The organism is Leclercia sp. GHBNCSD, assembly GCF_055805075.1.
Window position 1 is genome coordinate 861,124 of record NZ_JBQVYO010000001.1, and the last position, 25,128, is coordinate 886,251.

Sequence of the window (25,128 nt, forward strand, 5' to 3'; positions counted from 1 at the left end):
GCATAACTCAACAGAAGCTTAGTTGTCGACGCTATACTAAATGTTGAAACACCTGGTGCAGTTGCAGGTGAGGAGGAACGATGAAAATTACCGTGCTCGGATGCGGAGCATTGGGACAACTTTGGCTCACCGCACTTTGCAAACATGGGCATGAAGTACAGGGCTGGCTGCGCGTGCCACAGCCCTATTGCAGTGTAAACGTAATTGAAGAAGACGGAAGTATCTTTAACGAATCGCTGATCGCTAACGACCCTGACTTTCTGGCGCAAAGCGATCTGCTACTGGTCACCCTGAAAGCCTGGCAGGTTTCCGATGCCGTCCGGGCGCTGGCAACCACCCTCCCCCGCGCCTCCCCAATCATGTTGCTACACAACGGCATGGGCACCATTGAAGAACTCAGACACGTCCACCAGCCACTGCTGATGGCAATCACCACCCATGCCGCCCGCCGGGATGGCAATGTAATTGTTCATGTCGCCAGCGGCATGACCCATATCGGCCCAGCACGTGACCAGGAGGGTGACTACAGCTATCTGGCGGATCGCTTTCAGCAGGTGCTGCCGGATGTCGCCTGGCACGATAACATTCGTCCACAGATGTGGCGCAAGCTGGCGGTAAACTGCGTGATCAATCCGCTGACTGCCCTGCTGGATTGCCCGAACGGCGAGCTTAAACATCACCCTGAGGAGGTGGCAACCCTGTGCGCTGAGGTGGCTGCCGTGGTGGAGCGGGAAGGCATTCACACCTCAATGGATGATATTCGCTATTACGTCGAAGAGGTAATTGAGAGTACGGCGCAGAATATCTCCTCGATGCTGCAGGATATCCGCGCTCTGCGCCATACTGAAATTGACTATATTACCGGTTACCTGCTAAAACGCGCCCGGGCACACGGTATCAGCGTGCCAGAAAATGTCCGGCTGTATGAACAGGTTAAACGTAAGGAGAGTGAGTATGAGCGCGTCGGCACTGGTATGCCTCGCCCCTGGTAGCGAAGAGACCGAAGCGGTCACCACCATCGATCTGCTGGTTCGCGCCGGGATTAGCGTCACAACGGCAAGTGTCGCCAGCGATGGCAACCTGGTCATCACCTGCTCCCGTGGGGTGAAAATCGTGGCAGATGCACCGCTGGTGGAAGTCGCCGACGGTGATTACGACGTTATCGTCCTGCCGGGTGGCCTGAAAGGCGCCGAGTGCTTCCGCGACAGCCCGCTGCTGGTCGAGACGGTCAGGCAGTTCCACCATTCCGGGCGGATCGTCGCGGCTATTTGCGCGGCGGCGGCCACGGTGCTGGTTCCGCACAATATCTTCCCGATCGGCAACATGACCGGTTTCCCGACGCTGAAGGATAAGATCCCCGAAGAGCAATGGGTGGATAAGCGTATGGTCTGGGATCCGCGCGTCAACCTGCTCACCAGCCAGGGGCCAGGAACCTCGATTGATTTTGCGTTGAAGATTATTGAGCTGCTGGTTGGGCGCGAAAAAGCGTATGAAGTGGCCTCATCGCTGGTGATGGCGGCGGGAATTTATAATTATTACGAAGCGTAGAAATTGCCCGGCGGCGCTACGCTTGCCGGGCCTACAAAGCACGACCAGGCCGGGTAAGGCGTAGCCGCCACCCGGCACAACCACTACGGGCGATACACCTTCACATTGGTAAAGCCCTGCTCGCGCAGATAGAGCGCCTGCAGACGGCTCATCACCCCGCGCTCGCACCACAGCAGATAGGTTTTGCTCTTATCGAGATCGCCAAATTTGGTGCTCAGCTTGTAGAACGGCAGTGAGGCCACTTCTACTCCCTCCGGCTCAAACGGCTTCGCATCCTGCTCATCAACGGAGCGGATATCCAGCAGTACGTCATCCGGGCCGAAACCGTTAACGGTCTCCACTTCGACGACGTCCTGCTCGGTCTGCTGGGCGATTTCGCGGATATCGATGTTAGAGGCTTCCTCCACCACTTTATCAAGAATGGAGAAGTCGAAGTTCTCCTCTTCCGCTTCGATCTTCGCCTTCACCGCTTTGACCGTCGGGCTCTTTGAGATCACGCCGCAGTATTCTGGCATGGTGCGGGCAAAGTCTTCGGTGCCGATCTCACGCGCCAGATCGATGATGTGCTCTTTGTCGTGAGAGATCAGCGGACGCAGGATCAGCGTGTCGGAGACATTGTCGATAAGACGCAGGTTGGTCAGAGTCTGGCTGGAGACCTGGCCCAGCGCTTCGCCGGTCACCAGCGCCTGTACGCCATAGCGTTCAGCGACTTTTGAGGCCGCACGCACCATCATACGCTTCAGCACCACGCCCATCTGGCCGTCGTCCACTTTTTCGAGGATTTCACCCACCACAGGTTCAAAGTTAATGGCAACAAAACGGACGCGGTGGGAGCTGCCGAAGCGGTTCCAGAGATAGTGCGCAACCTGACGCACGCCAATTTCATGGGCAGCGCCGCCAAGGTTAAAGAAGCAGTAGTGTACGCGGCAGCCGCGACGCATCAGCATATAGCTGGAGACACCGGAGTCGAAACCGCCGGAGATCAGCGACAGCACATCTTCCTGAGTACCAATAGGGAAACCGCCAATCCCTTCATAGCGGCCTTTAATCAGCAGCAGACGGTCGTTTTCGATTTCCAGATGCACGGTCACTTCCGGGTTGGTCAGGCGCACGCGCGCAGATTCAACGTGCTGATTCAGACCGCCGCCCACGTAACGTTCTACTTCAATCGAGCTAAATTCATGTTTACCGCGACGCTTGGCGCGCACGCAGAAAGTTTTGCCTTCGATCTGATCGCGATACTGCGCCAGCGCTTTTTCGAAGATGTCGTGCAGGGAAGTGAACGGAACATCTTCCACTTCCAGAATATGGTGGATCCCCGGGATGCGGGTTAAGGCATCACGAATGTCCAGGCGCTTATTTTCATCTTTAGCGCGGACTTCAACATGATCCCAGTGACGCACGACGGCAAGGGTTTCGTCGTAGTGCTTCAGAACGTTACGAATGTTCCCGGTTAAAATTTTAATAAAGCGCAAACGCACAGATTGGCTTTTGATGGTGATTTCCGGGAACAATTTAATGATAAACTTCATGGCGGCAATGTTTCTTTGGCAAGCATTTAAGCTTGTAATGGAAAAGTACAGCAGCCCCTATAACCGAAGGCTGCTTCCAGGCGCGCAAGTATACCACCATCAGGCGCCTCCTGTGCACATTGCGCGTTATTTGATAATTACCCTGAGTCCGATACCATATCAGGGATAAAAAACTGAGAGTCAGACATTCACTATGCCGAAGAAAAACGATGCACCTGCCAGTTTCGAAACTGCGCTGAGTGAACTGGAGCAAATCGTTACCCGTCTGGAAAGCGGCGATCTGCCGTTAGAAGAGGCGCTTAATGAATTCGAACGCGGTGTGCAGCTGGCGCGCCAGGGCCAGGTAAAGCTGCAACAGGCGGAACAGCGCGTGCAGATCCTGCTCTCCGATAACGAAGACGCAGCCACCACCCCCTTCACCCCGGATGCCGAGTAGATGGATTTTTCGAACCAGCTTCAGGCGTGTGTCGAGCGTGCTAACGACGCACTGCGCCGTTTTATAGAACCGCAGCCTTTTCAGAACACTCCACTGGTTGAGGCCATGCATTATGGCGCACTGTTAGGCGGTAAGCGCCTGCGTCCTTTTCTGGTCTATGCCACTGGCAGAATGTTCGGTATCAGCCTGGATACGCTGGATGCCCCGGCCGCTGCGGTCGAATGTGTTCATGCCTATTCGCTGATCCATGACGATCTCCCGGCAATGGACGACGACGATCTGCGCCGCGGCCAACCGACCTGCCATATTAAGTTTGGCGAAGCGAATGCCATTCTGGCTGGCGATGCTCTGCAAACGCTGGCGTTTTCGATCCTGAGCGATGCACTGATGGTGGAAGTGGCGGATCACGACCGGCTGGCGATGGTTTCTGAGCTGGCGAGGGCCAGCGGGGTTGCCGGTATGTGCGGCGGCCAGGCGCTGGATCTGGAGGCAGAAGGCCGTCAGGTTAATCTGGAACAGCTGGAGCGCATTCATCGTCACAAGACCGGGGCACTGATTCGCGCCGCCGTTCGTCTGGGGGCGCTGAGCGCGGGTGAGCGGGGACGCGAAGCCCTGCCGATTCTGGATCGCTACGCAGAGAGTATCGGTTTAGCGTTCCAGGTTCAGGATGACATTCTGGATGTCGTGGGCGATACTGCAACATTGGGTAAACGTCAGGGTGCCGATCAGCAGCTTGGCAAAAGTACCTATCCCGCCCTTCTGGGCCTTGAGCAAGCCCGACAAAAAGCCCGGGACCTGATTGATGACGCCCGCCAGTCGCTGAATCAACTGGCTGCGCAGTCACTGGACACCTCGGCACTGGAAGCGCTAGCGGACTATATAATCCAGCGTGATAAATAACGAAAACACCACGATGAGTCTCTGATGAGTTTTGATATTGCCAAATACCCGACACTGGCGTTGGTTGACTCCACCCAGGAGTTACGTCTGTTGCCGAAAGAGAGCCTGCCGAAGCTGTGCGACGAGCTGCGTCGCTATCTGCTCGACAGCGTAAGCCGCTCCAGCGGCCATTTCGCCTCCGGGCTTGGCACGGTGGAGCTCACCGTGGCGCTGCATTATGTCTATAACACGCCCTTCGATCAGCTGATCTGGGACGTGGGTCATCAGGCTTATCCGCACAAAATTCTCACCGGCCGCCGCGATAAAATTGACACCATTCGCCAGAAAGGCGGCCTGCATCCGTTCCCGTGGCGTGGCGAAAGCGAGTACGACGTGCTGAGCGTCGGTCACTCTTCCACCTCGATTTCTGCCGGGATCGGGGTAGCGGTCGCGGCGGCTAAAGAGAACAAACAGCGCCGCACCGTCTGCGTCATTGGCGATGGCGCGATCACCGCCGGGATGGCCTTTGAAGCGATGAATCACGCGGGTGATATCAAGCCAGACATGCTGGTTGTCCTCAACGACAACGAGATGTCGATTTCTGAAAACGTCGGGGCGCTGAACAACCACCTGGCGAATCTACTCTCCGGCAAGCTCTACTCCACCCTGCGTGAAGGCGGCAAAAAAGTGCTCTCCGGCGTGCCGCCCATTAAAGAGCTGCTGCGACGCACCGAAGAGCACATCAAAGGGATGGTGGTTCCCGGCACGCTGTTTGAAGAGCTGGGCTTTAACTACATCGGCCCGGTGGATGGTCACGACGTTCTGGGCCTGGTCAGCACCCTGAAAAATATGCGTGACCTGAAAGGCCCGCAATTCCTGCATATCATGACCAAAAAAGGTCGTGGCTATGAACCGGCGGAAAAAGATCCCATCACCTTCCACGCGGTACCTAAATTCGATCCGACCAGCGGCTGCCTGCCAAAAAGCAGCGGCGGCATGCCGAGCTACTCAAAAATCTTCGGTGACTGGCTGTGTGAAACCGCCGCCAAAGACGGCAAGCTGATGGCCGTGACCCCGGCGATGCGCGAAGGCTCCGGGATGGTCGAGTTCTCCCGCAAATACCCGACCCAGTATTTTGATGTCGCCATCGCTGAGCAGCATGCGGTGACCTTTGCCGCGGGCCTGGCGATTGGCGGTTACAAACCGGTGGTGGCGATCTACTCCACCTTCCTGCAGCGCGCCTACGATCAGGTGATCCACGACGTCGCGATCCAGAAACTGCCGGTGCTGTTTGCCATTGACCGCGCGGGTATTGTCGGTGCCGACGGCCAGACGCACCAGGGGGCGTTCGATCTCTCCTTCTTGCGCTGTATCCCGGATATGGTAGTGATGACCCCGAGCGACGAGAACGAATGTCGTCAGATGCTGTTCACCGGCTATCACTATCAGGATGGCCCAACGGCCGTGCGTTATCCGCGCGGTAACGCGGTTGGCGTTACCCTTGAGCCGCTGGCAAAACTGCCGATTGGTAAAGGCGTGGTTAAGCGTCGCGGTGAAAAGCTGGCGATCCTCAATTTCGGTACGCTGATGCCGGAAGCGGCAAAAGTGGCGGAATCTCTTAACGCGACGCTGGTGGATATGCGCTTTGTGAAGCCGCTCGATGAGGCGCTGATCCTGGAGATGGCATCTGAGCACGAAGCGCTGATCACGCTCGAAGAGAATGCGATTATGGGCGGCGCGGGCAGCGGCGTGAACGAAGTGCTGATGGCGAAGCGTAAAGTTGTGCCTGTTCTGAACCTCGGCCTGCCGGATCACTTTATTCCGCAGGGTACCCAGGACGAAGCGCGCGCCGACATCGGCCTGGATGCCGCAGGTATCGAAGCGCGCATCGCCGCCTGGCTGGCGTAATCCCTCCCCTTTCCGCTCCTGCTATGCTTAACGGTACGTTTTAAGCAAACAGCAGGAGTGGAACCATGCAATACAATACATTAGGAAAAACGGATCTTAAGGTTTCCCGTCTTTGCCTGGGCTGCATGACCTTTGGCGAACCGGACCGGGGTAAACACGCCTGGACGCTGCCGGAAGAGAGCAGCCGTCCGATCATCAAACACGCCCTCGAAGGCGGCATTAACTTCTTTGATACCGCCAACAGCTACTCCGACGGCAGCAGCGAAGAGATTGTTGGCCGGGCGCTGCGCGATTTTGCCCGCCGCGAGGAGGTAGTGGTCGCCACCAAGGTTTACCATCAGGTAGGCGATCTGCCGGAAGGCCTCTCCCGGGCGCAGATCCTGCGCTCCATTGATGACAGCCTGCGCCGCCTGAATATGGAGTATGTCGATCTCCTGCAGATCCACCGCTGGGATTACAACACCCCGATTGAAGAGACGCTGGAAGCGCTGAATGACGTGGTCAGAGCAGGTAAGGCGCGCTATATCGGCGCGTCGTCGATGCATGCCGCGCAGTTTGCCGACGCGCTGGCATTACAGGAACAGCACGGCTGGGCACCGTTCGTCACCATGCAGGATCACTACAATCTTATCTACCGCGAAGAGGAGCGGGAGATGCTGCCCCTCTGCTACCAGCATGGCGTGGCGGTGATCCCGTGGAGTCCGCTGGCGCGCGGGCGTTTAACCCGTCCGTGGGGCGAAACCACTGCCCGCTCGGTGTCCGACGAGTTTGGCAAAACGCTGTATGACGAAACCGAGGCCAACAACGCGCAAATCGCCGAGCGCTTAACGGGCGTTGCCGAGGATCTTGGCGTGACGCGCGCTCAGGTGGCGCTGGCATGGGTGCTGAGCAAACGGGGCGTAGCCGCACCGATTATCGGTGCCTCGCGGGAAGAGCAGCTGGATGAGCTGATCAACGCCGTGGACATCACTCTGACGCCGGAGCAGATTGCCGAGCTGGAGACGCCGTACAAGGAGCATCCGGTGGTGGGGTTTAAATAGATGTGAACGCATTTGTAGGCCGGGTAAGCGCAGCGCCACCCGGCAATACAAGCCGCACAGAACTATGCGAAGTGGTCGTAACCTTTCCAGTCGAGCGTCACCGGCTCGCCGTTCTGCACAAATTGCAGCCCTTCGCTCTCCGGCATAATCTGGCCGATACAGGTAAACCCTGCCCCCAGATTGGCTAACGCCACATCCAGCGTGCCGCGGTTCAGCTCGGGTACGGTAAAGCACAGCTCGTAATCTTCCCCGCCGGAGAGCGCCCAACGCAGCGCCTGCTCTGGCTCCACATGCCTGCGCATCGCCTCAGAGAGCGGGAAGTGATCGAGGTCGATCCGCGCGCCCACGCCGCTGGCTTTCAGAATGTGGCCGAGATCGGAGATCAGGCCATCGGAGAGATCGATAGCTGAACTGGCGCGATCGCGCAGCGCCTGACCGTGCAGAATACGCGGCGTCGGGCGCAGATGGCGCTGCACGAAATAGGCCGCGTCATCGGCGTTTTCCACCATCAGGCGCTTCTGCAAAATCGCCAGCCCGGCCGCGCTGTCACCCGGCGTACCGGTGACATAAATCCAGTCGCCCGGCTTCGCGCCAGCGCGTTTCAGCGCGCGGCCTGCTGGTACGTAACCGTGGATCGCCAGAGTCATCGACAGCGGCCCGGCAGTCGTGTCGCCGCCGATCAGCTGCATATCGTAGTAGTTAAGCTGCTCAAACAGCGCATCGCTGAAGGCCTCGAGCCAGCTTTCATCGACCTCTGGCAGGGTCAGCGCCAGGGTTAACCACGCGGGATCGGCCCCCATTGCCGCCAGATCGCTCACGTTTACCGCCAGCGCTTTGTACGCCAGATCGGCAGGATCAATATCCGGCAGGAAATGGTTACCGCACACCAGGGTGTCGGTGCTGATCGCCAGCGTCTGTTTTTCGGGAATATTGAGAAGTGCACAGTCGTCGCCGATGCCGGTTTCCACATCGCGACGCGAGCTTCTGACTCGGTCAAAATAACGGGCAATCAGGGAAAATTCGCCGCATGCCATACGTTATGCCTCAGCAAAGAAAATAAAAAAACCGGAGCCCGCACCACCCAAAGGCAGTACGACACTCCGGCTTGCGGATCACTTTTTACGGGGACGGATCGCAGGTGCAGCTTTGTCCAGCACGCCATTCACAAATTTGTGGCTGTCTTCAGCACCGAAGGTTTTCGCCAGTTCGATCGCTTCGTTGATGGCCACTTTGTAAGGCACATCGTCACGTTTAGACAACTCAAACAGTGCGATACGCAGCACCGCTTTTTCAACCTGACCCAGCTCTTCGAGCAGACGGGAGAGGTACGGCTTCATCAGACCGTCGAGATACGCGCTATTAGTCGCCACTCCCGACAGCAGTTCACGGAAGTACACGACGTCAACGTCTTTGACGTCTTGTTCCGCCAGGAACTGGTATTCAACATCAGCGATGTCGTTCTGGGACAACTGCCAGGAGTAAAGTGCCTGAACGGCACATTCACGGGCGCGGCGACGAGCAGCAGGTTTCACGGAATTCCCCTTACAAAAAAATCAGGCCTTGATGGCTTTCAATACATTGATCATTTCAAGCGCGGTCAGTGCAGCTTCTGCACCTTTGTTACCGGCTTTGGTGCCAGCACGTTCGATGGCTTGTTCAATACTTTCAGTGGTGAGTACGCCGAACGCGACAGGAATTTCTGCATCCTGCGCCACGTGCGCCAGACCGTTGCTTGCGCCACCCGCAACATATTCAAAGTGCGCGGTACCGCCACGAATCACCGTACCCAGTGCGATTACCGCATCGTATTTGCCGGTTTTCGCCAGTGCGCCCGCTGCCAGTGGCAGTTCGTAAGCACCCGGAACCCAGACAACGGTAATGTTTTCGTCTTTCACCTGGCCGATACGTTTCAGGGCGTCAATCGCGCCATCCAGCAGGCTGTCATTGATGAAGTTGTTGAAACGCGCAATGGTGATGGCGACGCGAGCGTCCGGGGTAGCAACGGCTGCTTCAATAATGTTCATACTCTTCCTTAACGGGTTCATTTGGTGGCCCCGCAGGGGGGCGGATTTTATCATAATATTTTGCGCACTGCTTCCCTATTTAGGCAAGCCTTACGCGGTGGTCAGGTGAAGACAGACATCCGGCCCTACCGGACGTATTTCGCTGAAGCTAAATGCCGGTGCATCCGCCAGTTTTTCCAGCCCTGGCAAGGCGCACAGGCCGCGCGCGTCGTTGCCTAACAGTTTAGGCGCAAGATAGACGATCAGCTCATCCACCAGCCCCGCCTGCAACAGCGCCCCGGCGAGCGTCGGGCCAGCTTCGACCCAGATGCTGTTGATCTGCTGTTTGCCCAACAGCATCATCAGCACCACTAAATCGAGATGTCCTTTATGCTCCGGCACCAGAATGGTGCGCACGCCTTCCGGCCAGCTGCGGTCATCTTCCTGGGTGCGGGCAAACCAGGTCTCGCCTGGCTGCTGCACAATGCGGTGCTCAGGGGTAACAAGATTCTGCCGGTCGACCACAATCCGCAGCGGCTGGCGTAAATTCTCTTGCGGGTAGAGTGCCTGAGTATCCGCGTTTAACTCATCCCAGCGCACGGTCAGCGCAGGATCGTCGGCCAGCACGGTGGCATGCGTGGTGAGAATAGCATGGCTTTGCGCGCGCAGACGTTGCACATCGCGCCTTGCCTGTGGGGAGGTGATCCACTGGCTTTCACCGCTGGCCATTGCCGTGCGGCCATCCAGCGACGCGCCAAGTTTCAACTGCACGTAAGGGAAACCGGTCCGCATCCGCTTGAGAAAACCTTTATTCAGGCGTTCGGCTTCACTCATCATCAGGCCGTGACTGACCTCAATCCCAGCCTCCTGAAGGCGGTACAGACCGCGCCCGGCTACCTGCGGATTAGGGTCCTGCATCGCCGCCACAACCCGTGAAACGCCAGCGGCAATCAGGGCATCGCAGCAGGGCGGGGTTCGGCCATGATGGCTACAAGGCTCCAGCGTGACGTAGGCGGTTGCGCCCCGCGCCTTCTCGCCGGCCATGCGCAGGGCATGCACTTCGGCATGGGGCTCCCCGGCACGGTAGTGAAAACCCTCCCCGACGATCTCGCCATCCTTCACAATGACGCAGCCGACATTTGGATTGGGATGGGTGGTAAAACGCCCGCGTTGCGCCAGCTTGAGCGCTCGCGCCATGTAAATCTCATCCAGCATGGGCTTAATCCTGTAGGCGGGCGATCTCTTCGCCGAACTCTTTGATATCTTCGAAACTGCGATACACGGAAGCAAAGCGGATATAGGCAACTTTATCGAGCTTTTTGAGCTGCTCCATCACCAGGTTACCGATCATTTTACTTGGCACTTCGCGTTCGCCGGTGGCGCGCAGCTGGGTTTTGATGTGATTAAGCGCCATTTCAACGTCGTCTGCGCTCACTGGCCGTTTTTCCAGTGCCTTGAGCATCCCGCTGCGCAGTTTTTCTTCGTTGAACGGTTCGCGGATGTCGTTACTTTTCACCACACGCGGCATCACCAGCTCAGCCACTTCAAAAGTCGTGAAACGTTCGTTACACACCAGGCACTGCCGACGGCGGCGTACGGACGAGCCCTCTCCCACGAGTCGGGAGTCGATTACTTTGGTATCCACGGCGAGACAGAATGGGCAATGCATACGGTGTCCTGACTATCGGGTTAACTGAACTCTATTTTACCCCGAACTGGCTCCACAACAAAGAAGGAGCGTTTTTGAGATAAAGGATCTATACGAACGCCTGCATCGTTGACTACCCTTAGCAGAATCCGATATTTCAGGGAAATAAGTGCCATGACAAGACGTTACCTGAGGATCCTGCTGGTGGGAAGCCTCTTTAGCCTTAGCGCCTGCGCGCAGCAAAGCGAAGTTCGTCAGATGAACCAGAGCATCAGTTCGCTGAACACAACCATGAACAAGCTGAACCAGGAAACCGTCAAAATCACCCAGCAGAATGCGCTGAACGCCAAATCGACCAGCGGCGTCTATCTGCTGCCAGGGTCAAACACCCCTGCCCGGCTGAACAGCCAGATCGGCACGCTGCGTATGTCGCTGATGAATGTTGCGCCTAATGCCGATGGCACCCGGGCCACGCTGCGCATCCAGGGCGAATCCAACGATCCGCTGCCGGCATTTAGCGCCACCGTAGAGTGGGGCCAGATTCAGGGCACGACCGACAGCTTCCAGGAGCTGAACGTTCAGACCCAGCTCATTAATGCTCCGGCCAGTGTGCTGGCACCCAGCGATGTTGACATCCCGCTGCAGCTAAACGGCATGACGCCCGATCAGCTCGGCTTTATCCGCATCCACGATATTCAGCCCGTCGCGCAATAATCCCCCTGCGGAACGTGTTCACGTTCCGCTCCCTTCTTTGGTTACAAACATTGGCAACAGAAATGTTTGCTATTACAATCCGCTCCGTTAAAAATACGCAAACGTGAACGCAATCGATTACGTATGTGAGAGATCTGTGAAACAACACATATTTTTGTGAGCAAGGATTCCTATAATAGGCCCCCAGAAACACGAAATATTTAGAAACGCAATTCGCGCCTTTTTCACGCCCGCAAGGGATTTCAAATCAGTGGCATTATTATGAAAAAAACATTACTCGCAGCCGGTGCACTCCTGGCGCTCTCTTCTACGTTCTCTGTGCAGGCAGCGGAAAACGATAAACCAGAGTACGTCTCCGACTGGTGGCACCAGAGCGTTAACGTCGTCGGCAGCTATCACACCCGTTTTGGACCGCAGATCCGCAACGATACTTACCTGGAATACGAAGCGTTTGCCAAGAAAGAGTGGTTTGATTTCTATGGTTACATGGATGCGCCGGTATTCTTCGGTGGTAACACGGATGCAAAAGGTATCTGGAACCACGGTTCCCCACTGTTCATGGAGATCGAACCGCGCTTCTCCATCGACAAGCTGACCGGCACCAGCCTGGCGTTTGGTCCGTTCAAAGAGTGGTACTTCGCGAACAACTACATCTACGACATGGGTCGCAACAAGTCTGGCCGTCAGAGCACCTGGTACATGGGTCTGGGTACTGACATCGACACCGGTCTGCCGATGAGCCTCTCCATGAACGTCTATGCCAAATATCAGTGGCAGAACTACGGCGCAGCGAACGAAAACGAGTGGGATGGCTACCGTTTCAAAGTGAAATACTTCGTGCCAATCACCCAGCTGTGGGGCGGTAACCTGAGCTATATCGGCTTCACCAACTTTGACTGGGGTTCTGATCTGGGCGACAACGATTTCCGTGACCTGAACGGGAAGAAGGCGCGCACCAACGACTCTATCGCCTCCAGCCACATCCTGGCGCTGAACTACGATCACTGGCACTACTCTGTTGTTGCCCGTTACTGGCACAACGGTGGTCAGTGGAACGACGACGCAAGCCTGAACTTCGGCGACGGTGACTTCAGCGTTCGTTCTACCGGCTGGGGTGGTTACCTGGTTGTGGGTTACAATTTCTAAGATGATTTGTGCCGGGTGGCGCTTCGCTTACCCGGCCTACAAAACATGTTAACGGCACAAACCGTAGGCCGGGTAAGGCGCAGCCGCCACCCGGCAAAAAAGCCTGCTTAAAAGCTGGCTTTTTTATTGCTTCACCTTCCGTAAAAAATCGGCCAGCGACCTGTTCGCGCTTTCGCTAAAGCGTCTCTCCGTCATGGTGATATTCAGACACCTGTCGAGCCGGAAGCAACGATAGTCATCACGTCGCTCGCACCACGCCGCCAGCAACCAGTGCTCTCCCCAGAAGAACAACCCCAGCGGCTGCACTTCGCGAGAAGAGAGCTGCCCGGCTTCATCACGATAATGCAGCGCCAGCACCCGCTGGCTGGATATCGCCTGATGAATAAGATCAAACCCGCTGCGGGAGTGGTGCTGCATGGCAATATCCGGGGCGTAGATCCGCGTCTGCTCTGCCTTGCGACGGCTCTCTTCCGGCAGGATCGCCAGCACTTTCTCCTGGGCCGACTCCAGTTCGCGCGACAGCGACTCCCCGCCCCAGGTTTTGAGCAGGCGGATCGCCACCATCAGCGCCTCCGACTCCTTGTTGGTGAGCATCAGCGGTGGCAGGTCAAAACCCGACATCAGCCGGTAACCGCTCCCCGCTTCGCCTTCCACCGGCACGCCGGAAAGCGACAGATCGCGGATATCGCGGTAGACCGTGCGTTCAGAGACGCCCACTCTTTCCGCCAGATGCGCTGCCGTTGTCAGACGTCTTCCCCGCAGGATCTGCACAATCTGAAACAAACGGTCAGCGCGTCGGGTCATTTTTTCTTAGGCTCTCAGGCAGGTTGATGAAGGCCGACGCGATTACCTTCGCTGTCGGTAAATAAAGCGATAGTACCAATACCGCGCGGCAACGTCAGCGGGCCAAATACGCACTCGCCACCGGCAGAGGCAACGCGGTCAAGCGTGGCCGTCAGATTGTCAGTATGCAGATAGATAATGGCTCCCTGCACCGAGGGAATAATCCCCTCAAATTTTGCCAGCGCGCCGCCAGTAGCCGGGTCCTCATGCGGAAATACCGCCAGCTCGGCGCAGTCCATTTTCTCGCGCCTCAGTGAAACCTGCATTACCGGCTCATAAAATTTGATGGCGCGATCCATATCTGCGACCGGAATTTCAAACCAGTTAATCACACTTTTCATACATCCTCCTGACTCTTGTTTGGGTTCAGAAGGAGTCTACGACAGGCCTCCTGACAGCATACTGTCAGGAGTGTTTGTCAGGAACAGGCAAAAAAAATCCCGGTCAACAGACCGGGATTTTGATAACACGATAAACGTGGCCTTACGGCAGAATAGACGGCTGATCCGCCCCTTCTTTCTCGACTTTCTGCTGGAGCAGGTGCTCGCGCTTCATGCCCAGCTTCAGCGCCAGCGCGGACGCTACATAGATAGAAGATGCTGTACCAATGGAGACACCGATCAGCATGGTCAGCGAGAAGCCTTCCAGAATCGGACCGCCGAAGAGATAGAGCATCAGGATCACCATCAGGGTGGTCCCGGAGGTGATCAAGGTACGATGCAGCGTCTGGGTCAACGACACGTTAAAGATTTCGTACGGCGTACCGCGACGGATCTTACGGAAGTTTTCACGGATACGGTCCGATACCACGATACTGTCGTTCAGCGAGTAGCCAATAACCGACATCAACGAGGCCACAATGGTCAGGTCAATCTCGATATGGAACAGCGACAGAACGCCCATGGTGATCACCACGTCGTGCGCCAGGGCGATAACCACCCCGGCAGCCAGACGCCATTCGAAGCGGAAACCGACATACGTCAGGATACAGAGCAGCGCCACCAGCAGTGCCATCGCACCTGTCTGGGCCAGATCTGCACCCACGCTTGGGCCAACGAATTCAATACGTTTTACCGTCGCATTCTGGCTGGTCGATTCGTTAATCACCTGTACGACTTTGCTGCCCAGCTCCTGGCTGCCGTTGGCATCCTTCACTGGCGGCATGCGCACCATGATGTCACGGCTGCTGCCGAAGTTCTGCAGCAGCGGCTCTTCAAAGCCCGCCTTCTGCAGCGACTCGCGCATCTGATCCATATCGACCGGTTTTTCCAGGGTGATTTCAATCACCGTACCGCCGGTGAAATCGAGCCCCCAGTTAAAGCCTTTTACGCCCATGATGGCGATGGACAGAACCAACAGCAGACCCGAAATGCCAAAGGCCCAGTAGTCCCAGCGCATAAAGTCCCAGACTTTACGGCCGTAGTTCAATTGTTCAACAGTATATTCCTGTGCCACAACGCACTCCTCAGATAGACAGCTTTTTAACGCGCTTGCCGCCGTACAGCAGGTTCACGATGGCACGGGTGCCGACAATAGCGGTAAACATTGACGTCGCCACACCAATACCGGTGGTGATAGCAAAGCCCTTGATCGCGCCGGTACCCACTGCATACAGGATAAGAACCTTAATCAGTGTTGTTACGTTCGCATCGAAGATGGAGCTGAACGCGCCCCGGTAGCCTTCGTCGATCGCCTGTTGGATGGAGCGACCGTTGCTTAGCTCTTCTTTGATACGTTCATTTATCAGTACGTTGGCGTCAACCGCCACCGCAAGGGTTAAGACGATACCTGCAATCCCTGGCATGGTCAGCGTTGCCCCCGGCAGCAGGGACATAATGCCGACAATCAGCACCAGGTTTGCAATCAGCGCAGAGGTCGCAATCAGACCAAACTTCTTGTAGAAGAAGACCATGAAGATGATGGAGATCGCCAGACCCGCCAGACACGCTTCCAGACCCTGCTGGATGTTCTGCATACCCAGCGTTGGACCGATGGTACGCTCTTCAACAATCTGAATTGGCGCAATCAGCGCACCGGCACGCAGCAGCAGCGACAGCTGACGGGCTTCGTTCGGGTTGTTGATACCGGTGATACGGAAGCTGTTACCCAGGCGAGACTGGATATTGGCGATGTTAATCACCTCTTCCTCTTTCACCAGAACCGCACGACCGTTGGCATCTTTTTTACCGCTGTCTTTGTACTCCACGAACAGGGTCGCCATCGGTTTACCGATATTGTCCTTAGTGAAGTTAGACATGATGTTACCACCTGCGCTATCAAGCGAGATGTTAACCTGCGGCTGGTTGTACTCATCCTGGCTGGAGGTGGAGTCAGTGATGTGGTCACCGGTCAGGATCACACGCTTGTACATCACAACCGGCTGACCTTCACGGGTCTGTTTCACTTCAGAGTCGCCCGGAACGCGGCCAGATGCGACAGCAGACTGATCGACGTTGGTGTTCACCAGACGGAATTCCAGGGTCGCGGTTGCGCCGAGAATCTCTTTGGCACGGGCGGTATCCTGGATACCCGGCAGTTCAACCACGATACGGTCAGCACCCTGACGCTGTACCAGCGGTTCAGCCACGCCGAGCTGGTTTACACGGTTACGCAGGATGTTGATGTTCTGCTGCACCGCGTATTCACGCGCTTCTTTCAGACGTTCATCGGTCATGACCGCACGCAACTGGTTGCTGCCCTGAGAAGAGAGCACCAGATCGCGGTGACGCTGGGTCAGATAATCCATCGCCTGGTCGCGGGCGTTGCTGTCACGAAACGTGATGCTCATCCCGTATTTATCTTCCTTACGCACGGTGGTGTAAGGGATGCCTTTATCACGCAGATCGCTACGCAGGCTATCAATGTTTTGTTCCTGAAGTTTTCCGAGTGCGGTTTCCATATCCACTTCCATCAGGAAGTGAACGCCGCCACGTAGGTCGAGACCGAGTTTCATCGGCTCAGCGTTGATAGCAGCTAACCAACGCGGAGTTGCAGGAGCAAGGTTCAACGCCACGACATATTTATCACCCATCACGCCCATCAGCGCTTCACGAGCGCGGAGCTGCGTGTCGGTGGAGTCGAAGCGAGCAAGAATTGCGCCCTCTTCCAGTGCCACAGACTTAGCGGTAATTTTTTCTTCTTGTAAAGTTTTCTGGACCTGGATCAGCGTTTGCTCACTGGCGGCGACACCGCGCGCGCCAGTGATTTGAACAGCCGGATCCTCACCATACAGGTTGGGAAGCGCATACAGCAGGCCGACGACAATGACGACGACCAGCATGACGTACTTCCACAAAGGATAACGGTTTAACACGGCAGTTCCCTTTGGGAAAAGTTAATTACAGCGCCTTCATGGTGCCTTTCGGCAGAACGGCAGCAACGAAGTCACGTTTGATAACCACTTCAGTGGTATCGTTCAGTGCGATAACGATATAGCCGTTATCAGCGACTTTGCTTACGCGACCTACCAGACCACCGTTAGTCAGAACTTCATCGCCTTTCGCGATGGAGTCCATCAGCTTTTTGTGCTCTTTGGTGCGCTTCTGCTGTGGACGCAGGATCATGAAATAGAAGATCAGACCGAACACCACCAGCATCAGAATCAGAGACATCGGGCTGCCCTGCGCCGGTGCACCTGTTGCCGCTACCGCATCAGAAATAAAAAAGCTCATTAAATTTCCCTCATTAAATAAATTAATCAACGTTCAAAGGTGGAACATCCCGACCCTGTCGTTGGTAAAAATCGGTCACGAAGCTCTCTAATTTACCCTCTTCAATAGCCTTGCGTAAACCAGCCATTAAGCGCTGGTAATAGCGAAGGTTATGAATCGTGTTGAGACGCGCGCCTAATATTTCATTACAACGATCAAGATGATGCAAATAGGCACGAGAATAATTGCGACAGGTATAGCAATCGCACTCGGCATCGAGTGGGCTGGTGTCGCTTTTATGCTTCGCATTACGGATTTTTACCACGCCATCGGTCACAAACAGGTGACCATTACGGGCGTTGCGGGTCGGCATAACGCAGTCGAACATATCAATGCCGCGACGTACGCCTTCAACCAGATCTTCTGGTTTACCGACGCCCATCAGGTATCGAGGTTTATCTGTTGGAATTTGCGGGCAAACATGCTCCAGAATACGGTGCATATCTTCCTTCGGCTCCCCTACAGCCAGACCGCCGACAGCGTAGCCATCAAAACCTATCTCTACCAGACCTTTAACAGAGATATCGCGTAAATCTTCGTAAACGCTGCCCTGAATAATGCCAAACAGCGCATTTTTATTGCCCAGGCTATCAAAACGGTCGCGGCTGCGCTTCGCCCAACGCAGCGACATCTCCATCGAGCGCTTGGCGTAGTCCCAGTCCGCCGGGTATGGCGTACATTCGTCGAAGATCATCACGATATCGGAGCCGAGATCGTACTGAATCTCCATTGATTTTTCAGGATCGAGGAAAATCGGGTCGCCGTTAATCGGGTTGCGGAAATGCACACCCTCTTCGGTGATCTTGCGGATATCACCCAGGCTGAAGACCTGGAAACCGCCGGAGTCGGTCAGGATCGGTCCTTTCCACTGCATAAAGTCATGCAGATCCCCGTGCAGCTTCATGATCTCCTGACCAGGACGCAGCCACAGGTGGAAGGTGTTACCGAGGATAATTTGCGCGCCAGTGGCTTCGACTTCTTCCGGCGTCATCCCTTTTACGGTGCCGTAAGTGCCCACAGGCATAAAAGCGGGCGTTTCTACTACGCCGCGATCAAACACCAGGCGGCCACGGCGAGCGCGACCGTCGGTGGTATCGAGTTCAAATTTCATTTTTTCTCCTGCACCAGAAAAACAGTCCGGCGCGTTAAACCAGTGCCGCGGACTTATTCCCCGACACGTTCATTCAAAGCCTGCGGATTGTACGTGATAAACATCGCGTCACCGTAACTAAAAAAGCGATATTTTTGTTCTACCGCAGCCTTGTAGGCGTTCATGGTGTTTTGATAACCCGCAAAGGCTGAAACCAGCATGATCAGGGTCGACTCCGGCAGATGGAAGTTGGTCACCAGCGCGTCGATCACCTGATATTGATAACCCGGATAGATGAAGATTTGGGTATCGTCGAAGAAAGGGGCGATCAGCGCATCTTTCGCGGCCTGGGCTGCGCTTTCCAGCGAGCGAACCGAGGTGGTGCCCACAGCTACGACGCGGTTACCGCGCGCTTTGGCCGCCATCACCGCGTCCACAACCTCCTGCGGCACCTCGGCATATTCGGAGTGCATGATGTGATCTTCGATACTGTCCACGCGCACCGGCTGGAAAGTACCCGCGCCGACGTGCAGCGTGACAAACGCCATCTCAATGCCTTTTGCGCGCAGTTTTTCCAGCAGCGGTTCATCAAAGTGCAGGCCCGCGGTCGGTGCCGCGACTGCGCCAGGCTTCTGGCTATAGACGGTCTGATAGAGCTCGCGGTCGGCCTCTTCGTCCGGCCGCTCAATGTACGGCGGCAGCGGCATGTGGCCGATGCTGTTGAGGATATCCAGTACCGGACGCTCATCGTTGAACTGCACTTCAAAGAGCGCATCGTGGCGCGCCACCATGGTGGCATTGATGCTCTCGTCATCCCCCAGCAGCAGCTCCGTACCCGGCTTCGGTGCCTTGGAAGCGCGAATATGTGCCAGAATACGTTTATCATCGAGCATTCTTTCGACCAGCACTTCAATTTTGCCGCCGCTGGCTTTACGGCCAAACAGACGGGCCGGGATCACGCGGGTGTTGTTGAACACCAGCAGGTCGCCCGGGTTGAGCTTGTCGAGCAGATCGGTGAAGGTTCCGTGCGTCAGCGCACCCGTCGGCCCATCCAGCGACAATAAGCGGCAGCTACTGCGCTCCGGCACAGGATAGTGGGCAATCAGGGACTCGGGTAAATCAAAAGAGAAATCGGCGACGCGCATGGCATATACTCGTGACTTAAAAACAGGCGGCTTAGTCTAGTGCTCACACCTCTTTGCTGCAACAACTAGCCTCGCTTCGGATAACGAATCGCATGAATTTTCTCGCTCACCTGCACCTCGCTCATCTCGCTGACAGCTCCCTTTCCGGCAACTTGCTGGCCGACTTCGTCCGCGGTAACCCCGCCGAGGCGTATCCCGCCGACGTGGTGGAAGGCATCTTCATGCACCGCCGGATTGATGTCCTCACTGACAACCTGCCCGAGGTCAAAGAGGCAAAGGAGTGGTTCCGCCCGGAGACCCGCCGCGTGGCGCCCATTACGCTGGATGTGATGTGGGATCACTTTGTCTCCCGCCACTGGGAACAGCTCTCACCCGAGATGCCGCTGCCAGCGTTCGTGCGCTATGCCCACGCCCAGGTGACGATCATTCTGCCGGACGCCCCGCCGCGCTTTGTTAATCTGAATGATTACCTGTGGTCAGAGCGCTGGCTCGAACGCTATAGCGAAATGGACTTCATCCAGCGGGTGCTCAACGGCATGGCCAGCCGACGTCCGCGTCTCGATGCCCTGCGCGACTCCTGGCAGGATCTGGATGCCCATTATGAGGCCCTGGAGCAGCGCTTCTGGCAGTTTTATCCCCGCATGATGGAACAGGCGAAACATAAGCAGCTTTAATATAAATGTGATTGATAGGTAAAAGCTGGGTTAACGATTGTCAACGCCTCTTTGTCTTTAGGACAAACACTCTCTATACTGGCCCGCGTTGCGTTCTAAATAACCTTAGTATCTACAGGAGAATCATATGGTTCTGGTAACTCGTCCGGCTCCGGATTTTACAGCTGCAGCAGTTCTGGGCAACGGTGAAATCGTTGAGAACTTCAACTTCAAACAGCATACCAACGGTAAAGCCACCGTTCTGTTCTTCTGGCCAATGGACTTCACCTTCGTTTGCCCGTCTGAGCTGATCGCGTTCGACAAGCGTTACGAAGAGTTCCAGAAGCGTGGCGTAGAAGTGGTTGGCGTCTCCTTCGACTCTGAGTTTGTACACAACGCATGGCGTAATACCCCTGTCGACAACGGCGGCATCGGTCCAGTGAAATACGCGATGGTTGCGGACATCAAACGTGAGATTCAGCAGGCTTACGGTATCGAACATCCGGACGCGGGCGTTGCCCTGCGTGGCTCCTTCCTGATCGACGCGAACGGCATCGTGCGTCACCAGGTCGTGAACGATCTGCCGCTGGGTCGTAACATCGACGAAATGCTGCGTATGGTTGATGCGCTGCAGTTCCACGAAGAGCACGGTGAAGTGTGCCCGGCTCAGTGGGAAAAAGGTAAAGAAGGTATGAACGCGTCTCCAGACGGCGTTGCTAAATACCTGTCTGAGAACGTATCCAGCCTGTAATTGGCACGGTTTACGAAAAAGGCCCGCTTATGCGGGCCTTTTTTTATGCCTTACGCTGTGTCTCCCGCCAGATGCGCCAGGCCATACCTGCCAGCAAAATCACGCCCGCAATCAGCACGCCCCACACCAGCAGCGTATTCATCCTGCTCTCCCGCTCGGCCGCGGAGGTAGCGGTCAGACGCTCCTCGCCGCCTAACGCGACATTATCCTGAATGTCAGCCTGCGGCAGGTTTGCCATATCATAGGTTTTACGCAGGTCAGCAGGGATCAGCATGTCGGGCTCCACGCTGGCAGGCTTTGCCGCCCCATTGCCCCAGGCGAGCACATACGGCGCTTTCCCCTGTGCGTTGAACACCAGGTCATAGCGGTCGCGATGCCCCATGACGCTCGGCAGGTATTCTGGCAAACGCGCATTCAGCGTCGTGATTTTTACCGCCTGCACCAGGCCCCCGTTAAGCGAAACCGGTGGAGACATTTTCCCTTCCAGACGGTAAAGGATCTCTTTTTTCAGCGGGTGCCATTTGTCCTTCTCCGTACTCCGCCACGCTATCTCTACGGGTAGGACGCCGTCGCCATTCAGTGAGATAGTGACAGCACTCAGCGGCTGCGGTCGCGACCAGTGCCACTGGACTTCACTTGTCGATAACTGCTCCCCTTCCCCCTCCAGGCTGATCTCTTCCGGGGCCGCCTGCGCAGGTGCGCGAATTGCGTTTACGCCGGTCAGGGTTATCTCCTGGCTCTGCGTATTCAGCACCACCATGAGATAGCGATTCGCATCGGGAGATAAAACCATATCGGTATCGATCCGGTCGAGCTTAAGGCGATCCTGGCCGCTGACCACGTCCAGCAAGGGCATCTCTTCGCGCAGGGTATACCACTGCTTAAGATCCTCGCTGTAATAAACCGACGCCGTTCCCTGCCAGGACGTCTGGGGGGTATTCCAGAGCAGCTGCAACTGGGACAGGCTTATCTCGCCCGTAGCCTGCTCCGGCAAGGTCAGCAGATAATGTTGCCCGGCTGCGGCGGCTTTTTGCCCCTCGAGCACAATCTCTACGCCGTTTCGGGAGCGGAGCAGGATTTTATCGCTATCCTCATCCCCTCGCGCAGGTGCAAGCGGCGAGGCGTCCAGATGAAAGAAGCGAAGTGGTGTGGATTGCACTGACGCCTTGGGAGGCGTCGCGGTGACCAGGCTGAAGGGAACCGGCTCGCCTGACTGGTTAAAGACGCGGACATCATGCAGATCGGGTGACGTGCTCTGCTCATAGACGGCAAGCGGCAGCATCACCCGATACCACTGGGAAGGGACGGAGGTATCCAGTGAACGACCAAAGGCATAGTCCCGGGGCGATTCCGTTTGTACCCCGTCGCAAAACGCCGGGCCGGAAAGCACCAGCAGCGCGCTACACGCTACCGCTTTCATCCATTTCATTTTTCATCTCCTGTTTTGGGCGGCAGCGGTGAGAAATAACCTACGATCAGTACCAGGATCGCCACGCCGATAAACGCCACCGCGCGCGACAGCCCGCCTCCGCCCTCGCTATCTACCAGCATCAGTTTAACCATCACGACACCCAGCAGCACAGCGCCGCAGAGCCACTCCTGCCGGGAAGCCCGACGGGTAGCATGGATCATGACCACCAGCGCGCTCAGCATCCAGAACAGGGCAAAACAGGTCTGGACAAGCCGGGAATCCCACAGCGATGCCATATTCCAGGCCACGTCGCCATACCAGGCCAGCGCGCGCATTAGCGCACCGTTAAGCCACCAGAAGCCAAACGCCATAAGCGCGACGGCAGGCCACGGGCGGGCCTGCGAAAGCAACGCGGGGTAGTAGCGATCCACCGCGCGATAAAAGACCACCAGCCCCAGCAACGCGAACGCGGCACCTTCCTCAAGCGGGTTCACCAGCGGTAGCCAGGTCTGGCGATAGACCACGCCGTCCTGGAAATTGGTCACGACCAACAACACCAACAGCGCCACGACAACAGGGATCGGCGCCAGGCAGGTGTAAAGCGCAGGCCATTCCCGGAACGGCCACCCGCGACGCCGTACCGCCGCAGAGAGCGCCATAATCAAACCGCCACCTGCTGCCATCGCCAGTCCACTGCCCCAGGCCGCCATTCCCCACGGCAGCGACCGGGCAAACCAGTAAAGCTCGGCGGCCAGCGCCAGTAAAATCATCCAGAACAGCGACAGATGCAGCCCCATCGCGATGCGCGGCAGGAGCCTTTCACCGTCACGCCGCAGCAGCATCAGCGCGGCAGGAAGCGCAACGCACCAGGCCAGGTTTGACCAGCCGGCGGCAAAGACCTGCTGATGCCAGAGCTGATACCCCACCATCAGCAGCATCAGCGGCCACAGCAGCCATTTGCTGGCATCCAGCTCTGGCCACGCCAGATGAGCGGCAGCCTGCCGCCAGCCCCAGACCGAGACGGCCGAGAGCGCCAGCACGCCTGCCAGAACAGATAATTCCTGCTTCAGCATCAGCTGTGACGCCCCCAGCAGCGCCACTATCCAGAACAGCAGCCCGCCTGCCAGCAGTACCCAACTGACGGGCAGAACGATTTCCCGCCACAGCCAGGCCGCAGCCAGCCAGCAAAGGCTGAGGACGGCGAAGATAAGCAGCAGGCTCAGCGATGTCACACCGTTCGTTTGCGCCCACAGCGCGCTACCCAGCGCCAGCACCAGCAGCGCCGTCCCACTATAGCTCATACGTCGCTGCTGCTGTTGCACGCCCAGCCAGAGGATGCCCAGCCCCTCCAGCGCCCAGGCCATCGCCGTCCAGCGCGCCGACAGCGCCAGCGGAATAGCGAGCGTGGCAAACCCGCCGCCGATCGCCAGCGCCGCCATGACCAGCGGCCGTCCGAGGGAGGGATAGCGCCGCAGGGCGAGGAACGCCAGCGAGAGGTAAAAGGCACCGTACCCCAGCGCGCTGAGCGCCGGGCCGTAGGTCCAGTGCTGAGTCATGCCGTACTGCATTCCAAAACCAACCAGCGGCGGAGCAAACAGCAGCACGCCGTCAATAATTTGCTTCCCTTTCTCCTGCGCCCGCAGCGACAGCGCCACGCTCAGCACGCCGAATATCAGCGTATTGGCAATCAGGAACAGCTGGCAGACCCCATAGTCTTCAGGCCGGTAGTCGTTCAGTCCCCAAAGGCCGCCCACGCCGAATGTAAACAGCAGCCCGAGCAGATTCAGCTCGCGCCAGTGCTGCCAGATGCTGATAGCGAGAATGCCGATGGAAAGCAGGAGGTAGAAAGAGAAGAGCGCCACAAAGCTGCCGCCTCCGGTAGACAACAGCAGCGGCGCAAGATATCCACCGAGACTCGCCAGCATAGCGAGGCTCAGCGCCCTCTGCAGCACCGCCAGCCCGACGCTCGCCGCGCAAATGACCACCAGCAGCGCAAAGGTCAGCGTCATCGGTAACATCTGCCAGAGCCGGAAGGCGCCAAAGACGGTCAGATAGAGGATGCCTGCCGCCCCTCCCTGGAGGATCAGCGAATAGATGCGCTGTCTGTGCCGCAGTCGCCACCCGAGAGCCAGCAGAACCATGGCAAACAGCGCCGTCGCGGCCAGGCGAAGCTCAAGCGGGAACAGGGAGTGCTCTACGGTATAGCGCAGGAGGAATGAAAGACCGAGAAAGAGCAGCAGGATGCCAAGCTTCGCCAGCGGGTTCCCCTGCATAAACCAGCGCACCAGCGACGTCAGTATGCCGCCAAAGGCAGAAGGCTGTTTTGCCGCGGGCGCAGGAGCCGGAGCGGTTGCGGGTTCTGCCGCGGCAGCGGGAATATCCGGGCGCCAGAGGTCGACAGGCGCGGGCGCGTCATCAACCACCGGCTCAGCCACGACCACCGGCGCAGCGGCCTGTTCAGGCTCCGGCGCTTTCTCCGCCACGCCGCGCTGCTCAAGTGCCTCAATGCGCTGGCGAAGCCTGGCGATCTCCTGTTTCGCCGCCGTGCTTCGATTAAAGCCGATAACCGCAAGCACGGGCGCAACCACCAGCGCAAAAATCAGGAATATACAGCCAAAGATGTAAAGCTCGTCCATGTTTCCACCTTCACCGTTAACGATCCGTTAAGATT

25 protein-coding genes are annotated in these 25,128 nt (G+C 57.0%); 10 read left to right on the forward strand and 15 right to left on the reverse strand.

The annotated features are described in order from the left end of the window. The first annotated feature begins 80 nt into the window (after nucleotides 1-80). A complete protein-coding gene (gene panE, locus ACT3IC_RS04200; protein WP_263951275.1) occupies nucleotides 81-992 on the forward strand; it encodes a 2-dehydropantoate 2-reductase in 912 nt (303 codons plus the stop codon). Next, the gene (gene yajL, locus ACT3IC_RS04205; protein WP_103178469.1) at nucleotides 955-1,548 is read left to right on the forward strand and encodes a protein deglycase YajL; all 594 of its coding nucleotides are present in this window, start codon (nucleotides 955-957) and stop codon (nucleotides 1,546-1,548) included. The genes panE and yajL overlap by 38 nt, the downstream gene beginning before the upstream one ends. Nucleotides 1,549-1,631: 83 nt before the next feature. On the opposite strand, the gene thiI is transcribed toward yajL, so the two are convergent. Beyond that, nucleotides 1,632-3,080, reverse strand: a complete 1,449-nt coding sequence (thiI, locus tag ACT3IC_RS04210) for a tRNA uracil 4-sulfurtransferase ThiI (RefSeq protein WP_103178468.1) — start codon at nucleotides 3,078-3,080, stop codon at nucleotides 1,632-1,634. A gap of 193 nt (nucleotides 3,081-3,273) precedes the next feature. Between thiI and xseB the strand changes: the two genes are divergently transcribed. From xseB to ACT3IC_RS04230, 4 genes are all read left to right on the forward strand, one after another. Next, on the forward strand, nucleotides 3,274-3,516 hold the full coding sequence (xseB, locus tag ACT3IC_RS04215; RefSeq protein WP_032616819.1) for an exodeoxyribonuclease VII small subunit: 243 nt from the start codon (nucleotides 3,274-3,276) through the stop codon (nucleotides 3,514-3,516). Then, complete coding sequence (gene ispA, locus ACT3IC_RS04220) at nucleotides 3,517-4,416, forward strand: (2E,6E)-farnesyl diphosphate synthase (RefSeq protein WP_263951277.1); 900 nt, start codon at nucleotides 3,517-3,519, stop codon at nucleotides 4,414-4,416. Nucleotides 4,417-4,440: 24 nt separating this feature from the next. Beyond that, on the forward strand, nucleotides 4,441-6,303 hold the full coding sequence (gene dxs / locus ACT3IC_RS04225) for a 1-deoxy-D-xylulose-5-phosphate synthase (RefSeq protein WP_103178466.1): 1,863 nt from the start codon (nucleotides 4,441-4,443) through the stop codon (nucleotides 6,301-6,303). A 65-nt stretch (nucleotides 6,304-6,368) separates the two neighbouring features. Beyond that, nucleotides 6,369-7,343: an aldo/keto reductase gene (locus ACT3IC_RS04230; protein WP_156653993.1), complete on the forward strand. Its 975-nt coding sequence runs from the start codon at nucleotides 6,369-6,371 to the stop codon at nucleotides 7,341-7,343. A 62-nt stretch (nucleotides 7,344-7,405) separates the two neighbouring features. On the opposite strand, the gene thiL is transcribed toward ACT3IC_RS04230, so the two are convergent. From thiL to nrdR, 5 genes are all read right to left on the reverse strand, one after another. Next, on the reverse strand, nucleotides 7,406-8,377 hold the full coding sequence (gene thiL, locus ACT3IC_RS04235) for a thiamine-phosphate kinase (protein WP_103178464.1): 972 nt from the start codon (nucleotides 8,375-8,377) through the stop codon (nucleotides 7,406-7,408). Nucleotides 8,378-8,455: 78 nt separating this feature from the next. Further along, the gene (gene nusB, locus ACT3IC_RS04240; RefSeq protein ID WP_032616814.1) at nucleotides 8,456-8,875 is read right to left on the reverse strand and encodes a transcription antitermination factor NusB; all 420 of its coding nucleotides are present in this window, start codon (nucleotides 8,873-8,875) and stop codon (nucleotides 8,456-8,458) included. 21 nt (nucleotides 8,876-8,896) lie between these two features. Next, on the reverse strand, nucleotides 8,897-9,367 hold the full coding sequence (ribH, locus tag ACT3IC_RS04245; protein WP_039032362.1) for a 6,7-dimethyl-8-ribityllumazine synthase: 471 nt from the start codon (nucleotides 9,365-9,367) through the stop codon (nucleotides 8,897-8,899). A 90-nt stretch (nucleotides 9,368-9,457) separates the two neighbouring features. After that, entirely contained in the window at nucleotides 9,458-10,561 is a 1,104-nt protein-coding gene (ribD, locus tag ACT3IC_RS04250) for a bifunctional diaminohydroxyphosphoribosylaminopyrimidine deaminase/5-amino-6-(5-phosphoribosylamino)uracil reductase RibD (protein ID WP_156653991.1), read from the reverse strand. A 4-nt stretch (nucleotides 10,562-10,565) separates the two neighbouring features. Beyond that, a complete protein-coding gene (nrdR, locus tag ACT3IC_RS04255) occupies nucleotides 10,566-11,015 on the reverse strand; it encodes a transcriptional regulator NrdR (RefSeq protein WP_103178462.1) in 450 nt (149 codons plus the stop codon). 153 nt (nucleotides 11,016-11,168) lie between these two features. On the opposite strand from nrdR, the gene ACT3IC_RS04260 reads away from it, so the two are divergent. Both ACT3IC_RS04260 and ACT3IC_RS04265 read left to right on the forward strand, forming a co-directional pair. After that, nucleotides 11,169-11,708: a SadB/YajI family lipoprotein gene (locus ACT3IC_RS04260; RefSeq protein WP_103178461.1), complete on the forward strand. Its 540-nt coding sequence runs from the start codon at nucleotides 11,169-11,171 to the stop codon at nucleotides 11,706-11,708. Nucleotides 11,709-11,969: 261 nt separating this feature from the next. Next, complete coding sequence (locus ACT3IC_RS04265) at nucleotides 11,970-12,854, forward strand: nucleoside-specific channel-forming protein Tsx (RefSeq protein WP_103178460.1); 885 nt, start codon at nucleotides 11,970-11,972, stop codon at nucleotides 12,852-12,854. A gap of 123 nt (nucleotides 12,855-12,977) precedes the next feature. Here the strand turns inward: ACT3IC_RS04265 and ACT3IC_RS04270 are convergent, their stop codons facing one another. From ACT3IC_RS04270 to queA, 7 genes are all read right to left on the reverse strand, one after another. Beyond that, on the reverse strand, nucleotides 12,978-13,658 hold the full coding sequence (locus tag ACT3IC_RS04270; protein WP_156653990.1) for a helix-turn-helix transcriptional regulator: 681 nt from the start codon (nucleotides 13,656-13,658) through the stop codon (nucleotides 12,978-12,980). A 14-nt stretch (nucleotides 13,659-13,672) separates the two neighbouring features. Continuing rightward, entirely contained in the window at nucleotides 13,673-14,038 is a 366-nt protein-coding gene (locus ACT3IC_RS04275; RefSeq protein WP_156653989.1) for a VOC family protein, read from the reverse strand. A gap of 142 nt (nucleotides 14,039-14,180) precedes the next feature. Further along, nucleotides 14,181-15,152 (reverse strand): protein translocase subunit SecF, encoded by a 972-nt coding sequence (gene secF / locus ACT3IC_RS04280; protein ID WP_156653988.1) that lies wholly within the window; start codon nucleotides 15,150-15,152, stop codon nucleotides 14,181-14,183. Between the two features lie 10 nt (nucleotides 15,153-15,162). Next, entirely contained in the window at nucleotides 15,163-17,010 is a 1,848-nt protein-coding gene (gene secD / locus ACT3IC_RS04285) for a protein translocase subunit SecD (protein WP_103178456.1), read from the reverse strand. Nucleotides 17,011-17,035: 25 nt separating this feature from the next. Then, nucleotides 17,036-17,368, reverse strand: a complete 333-nt coding sequence (gene yajC / locus ACT3IC_RS04290) for a preprotein translocase subunit YajC (RefSeq protein WP_032616800.1) — start codon at nucleotides 17,366-17,368, stop codon at nucleotides 17,036-17,038. Nucleotides 17,369-17,390: 22 nt separating this feature from the next. Further along, a complete protein-coding gene (tgt, locus tag ACT3IC_RS04295) occupies nucleotides 17,391-18,518 on the reverse strand; it encodes a tRNA guanosine(34) transglycosylase Tgt (protein ID WP_103178455.1) in 1,128 nt (375 codons plus the stop codon). Nucleotides 18,519-18,571: 53 nt separating this feature from the next. After that, on the reverse strand, nucleotides 18,572-19,642 hold the full coding sequence (gene queA / locus ACT3IC_RS04300; protein WP_156653987.1) for a tRNA preQ1(34) S-adenosylmethionine ribosyltransferase-isomerase QueA: 1,071 nt from the start codon (nucleotides 19,640-19,642) through the stop codon (nucleotides 18,572-18,574). 92 nt (nucleotides 19,643-19,734) lie between these two features. Here queA and acpH point away from each other — a divergent pair, with 92 nt between their 5' ends. After that, nucleotides 19,735-20,316, forward strand: a complete 582-nt coding sequence (acpH, locus tag ACT3IC_RS04305; protein WP_103178453.1) for an ACP phosphodiesterase — start codon at nucleotides 19,735-19,737, stop codon at nucleotides 20,314-20,316. 127 nt (nucleotides 20,317-20,443) lie between these two features. Continuing rightward, nucleotides 20,444-21,046, forward strand: coding sequence for a peroxiredoxin (locus ACT3IC_RS04310; protein ID WP_040076949.1), 603 nt, complete (start codon nucleotides 20,444-20,446; stop codon nucleotides 21,044-21,046). 43 nt (nucleotides 21,047-21,089) lie between these two features. On the opposite strand, the gene ACT3IC_RS04315 is transcribed toward ACT3IC_RS04310, so the two are convergent. Together ACT3IC_RS04315 and ACT3IC_RS04320 are read right to left on the reverse strand one after the other, a co-directional pair. Further along, nucleotides 21,090-22,475, reverse strand: coding sequence for a DUF3999 family protein (locus tag ACT3IC_RS04315; protein ID WP_473476324.1), 1,386 nt, complete (start codon nucleotides 22,473-22,475; stop codon nucleotides 21,090-21,092). After that, nucleotides 22,472-25,093 carry a DUF2339 domain-containing protein gene (locus ACT3IC_RS04320; RefSeq protein WP_420193635.1) on the reverse strand — a complete coding sequence of 874 codons (2,622 nt, stop codon included), beginning with the start codon at nucleotides 25,091-25,093 and terminating at the stop codon, nucleotides 22,472-22,474. The genes ACT3IC_RS04315 and ACT3IC_RS04320 overlap by 4 nt, the downstream gene beginning before the upstream one ends. Nucleotides 25,094-25,128: the final 35 nt, after the last annotated feature.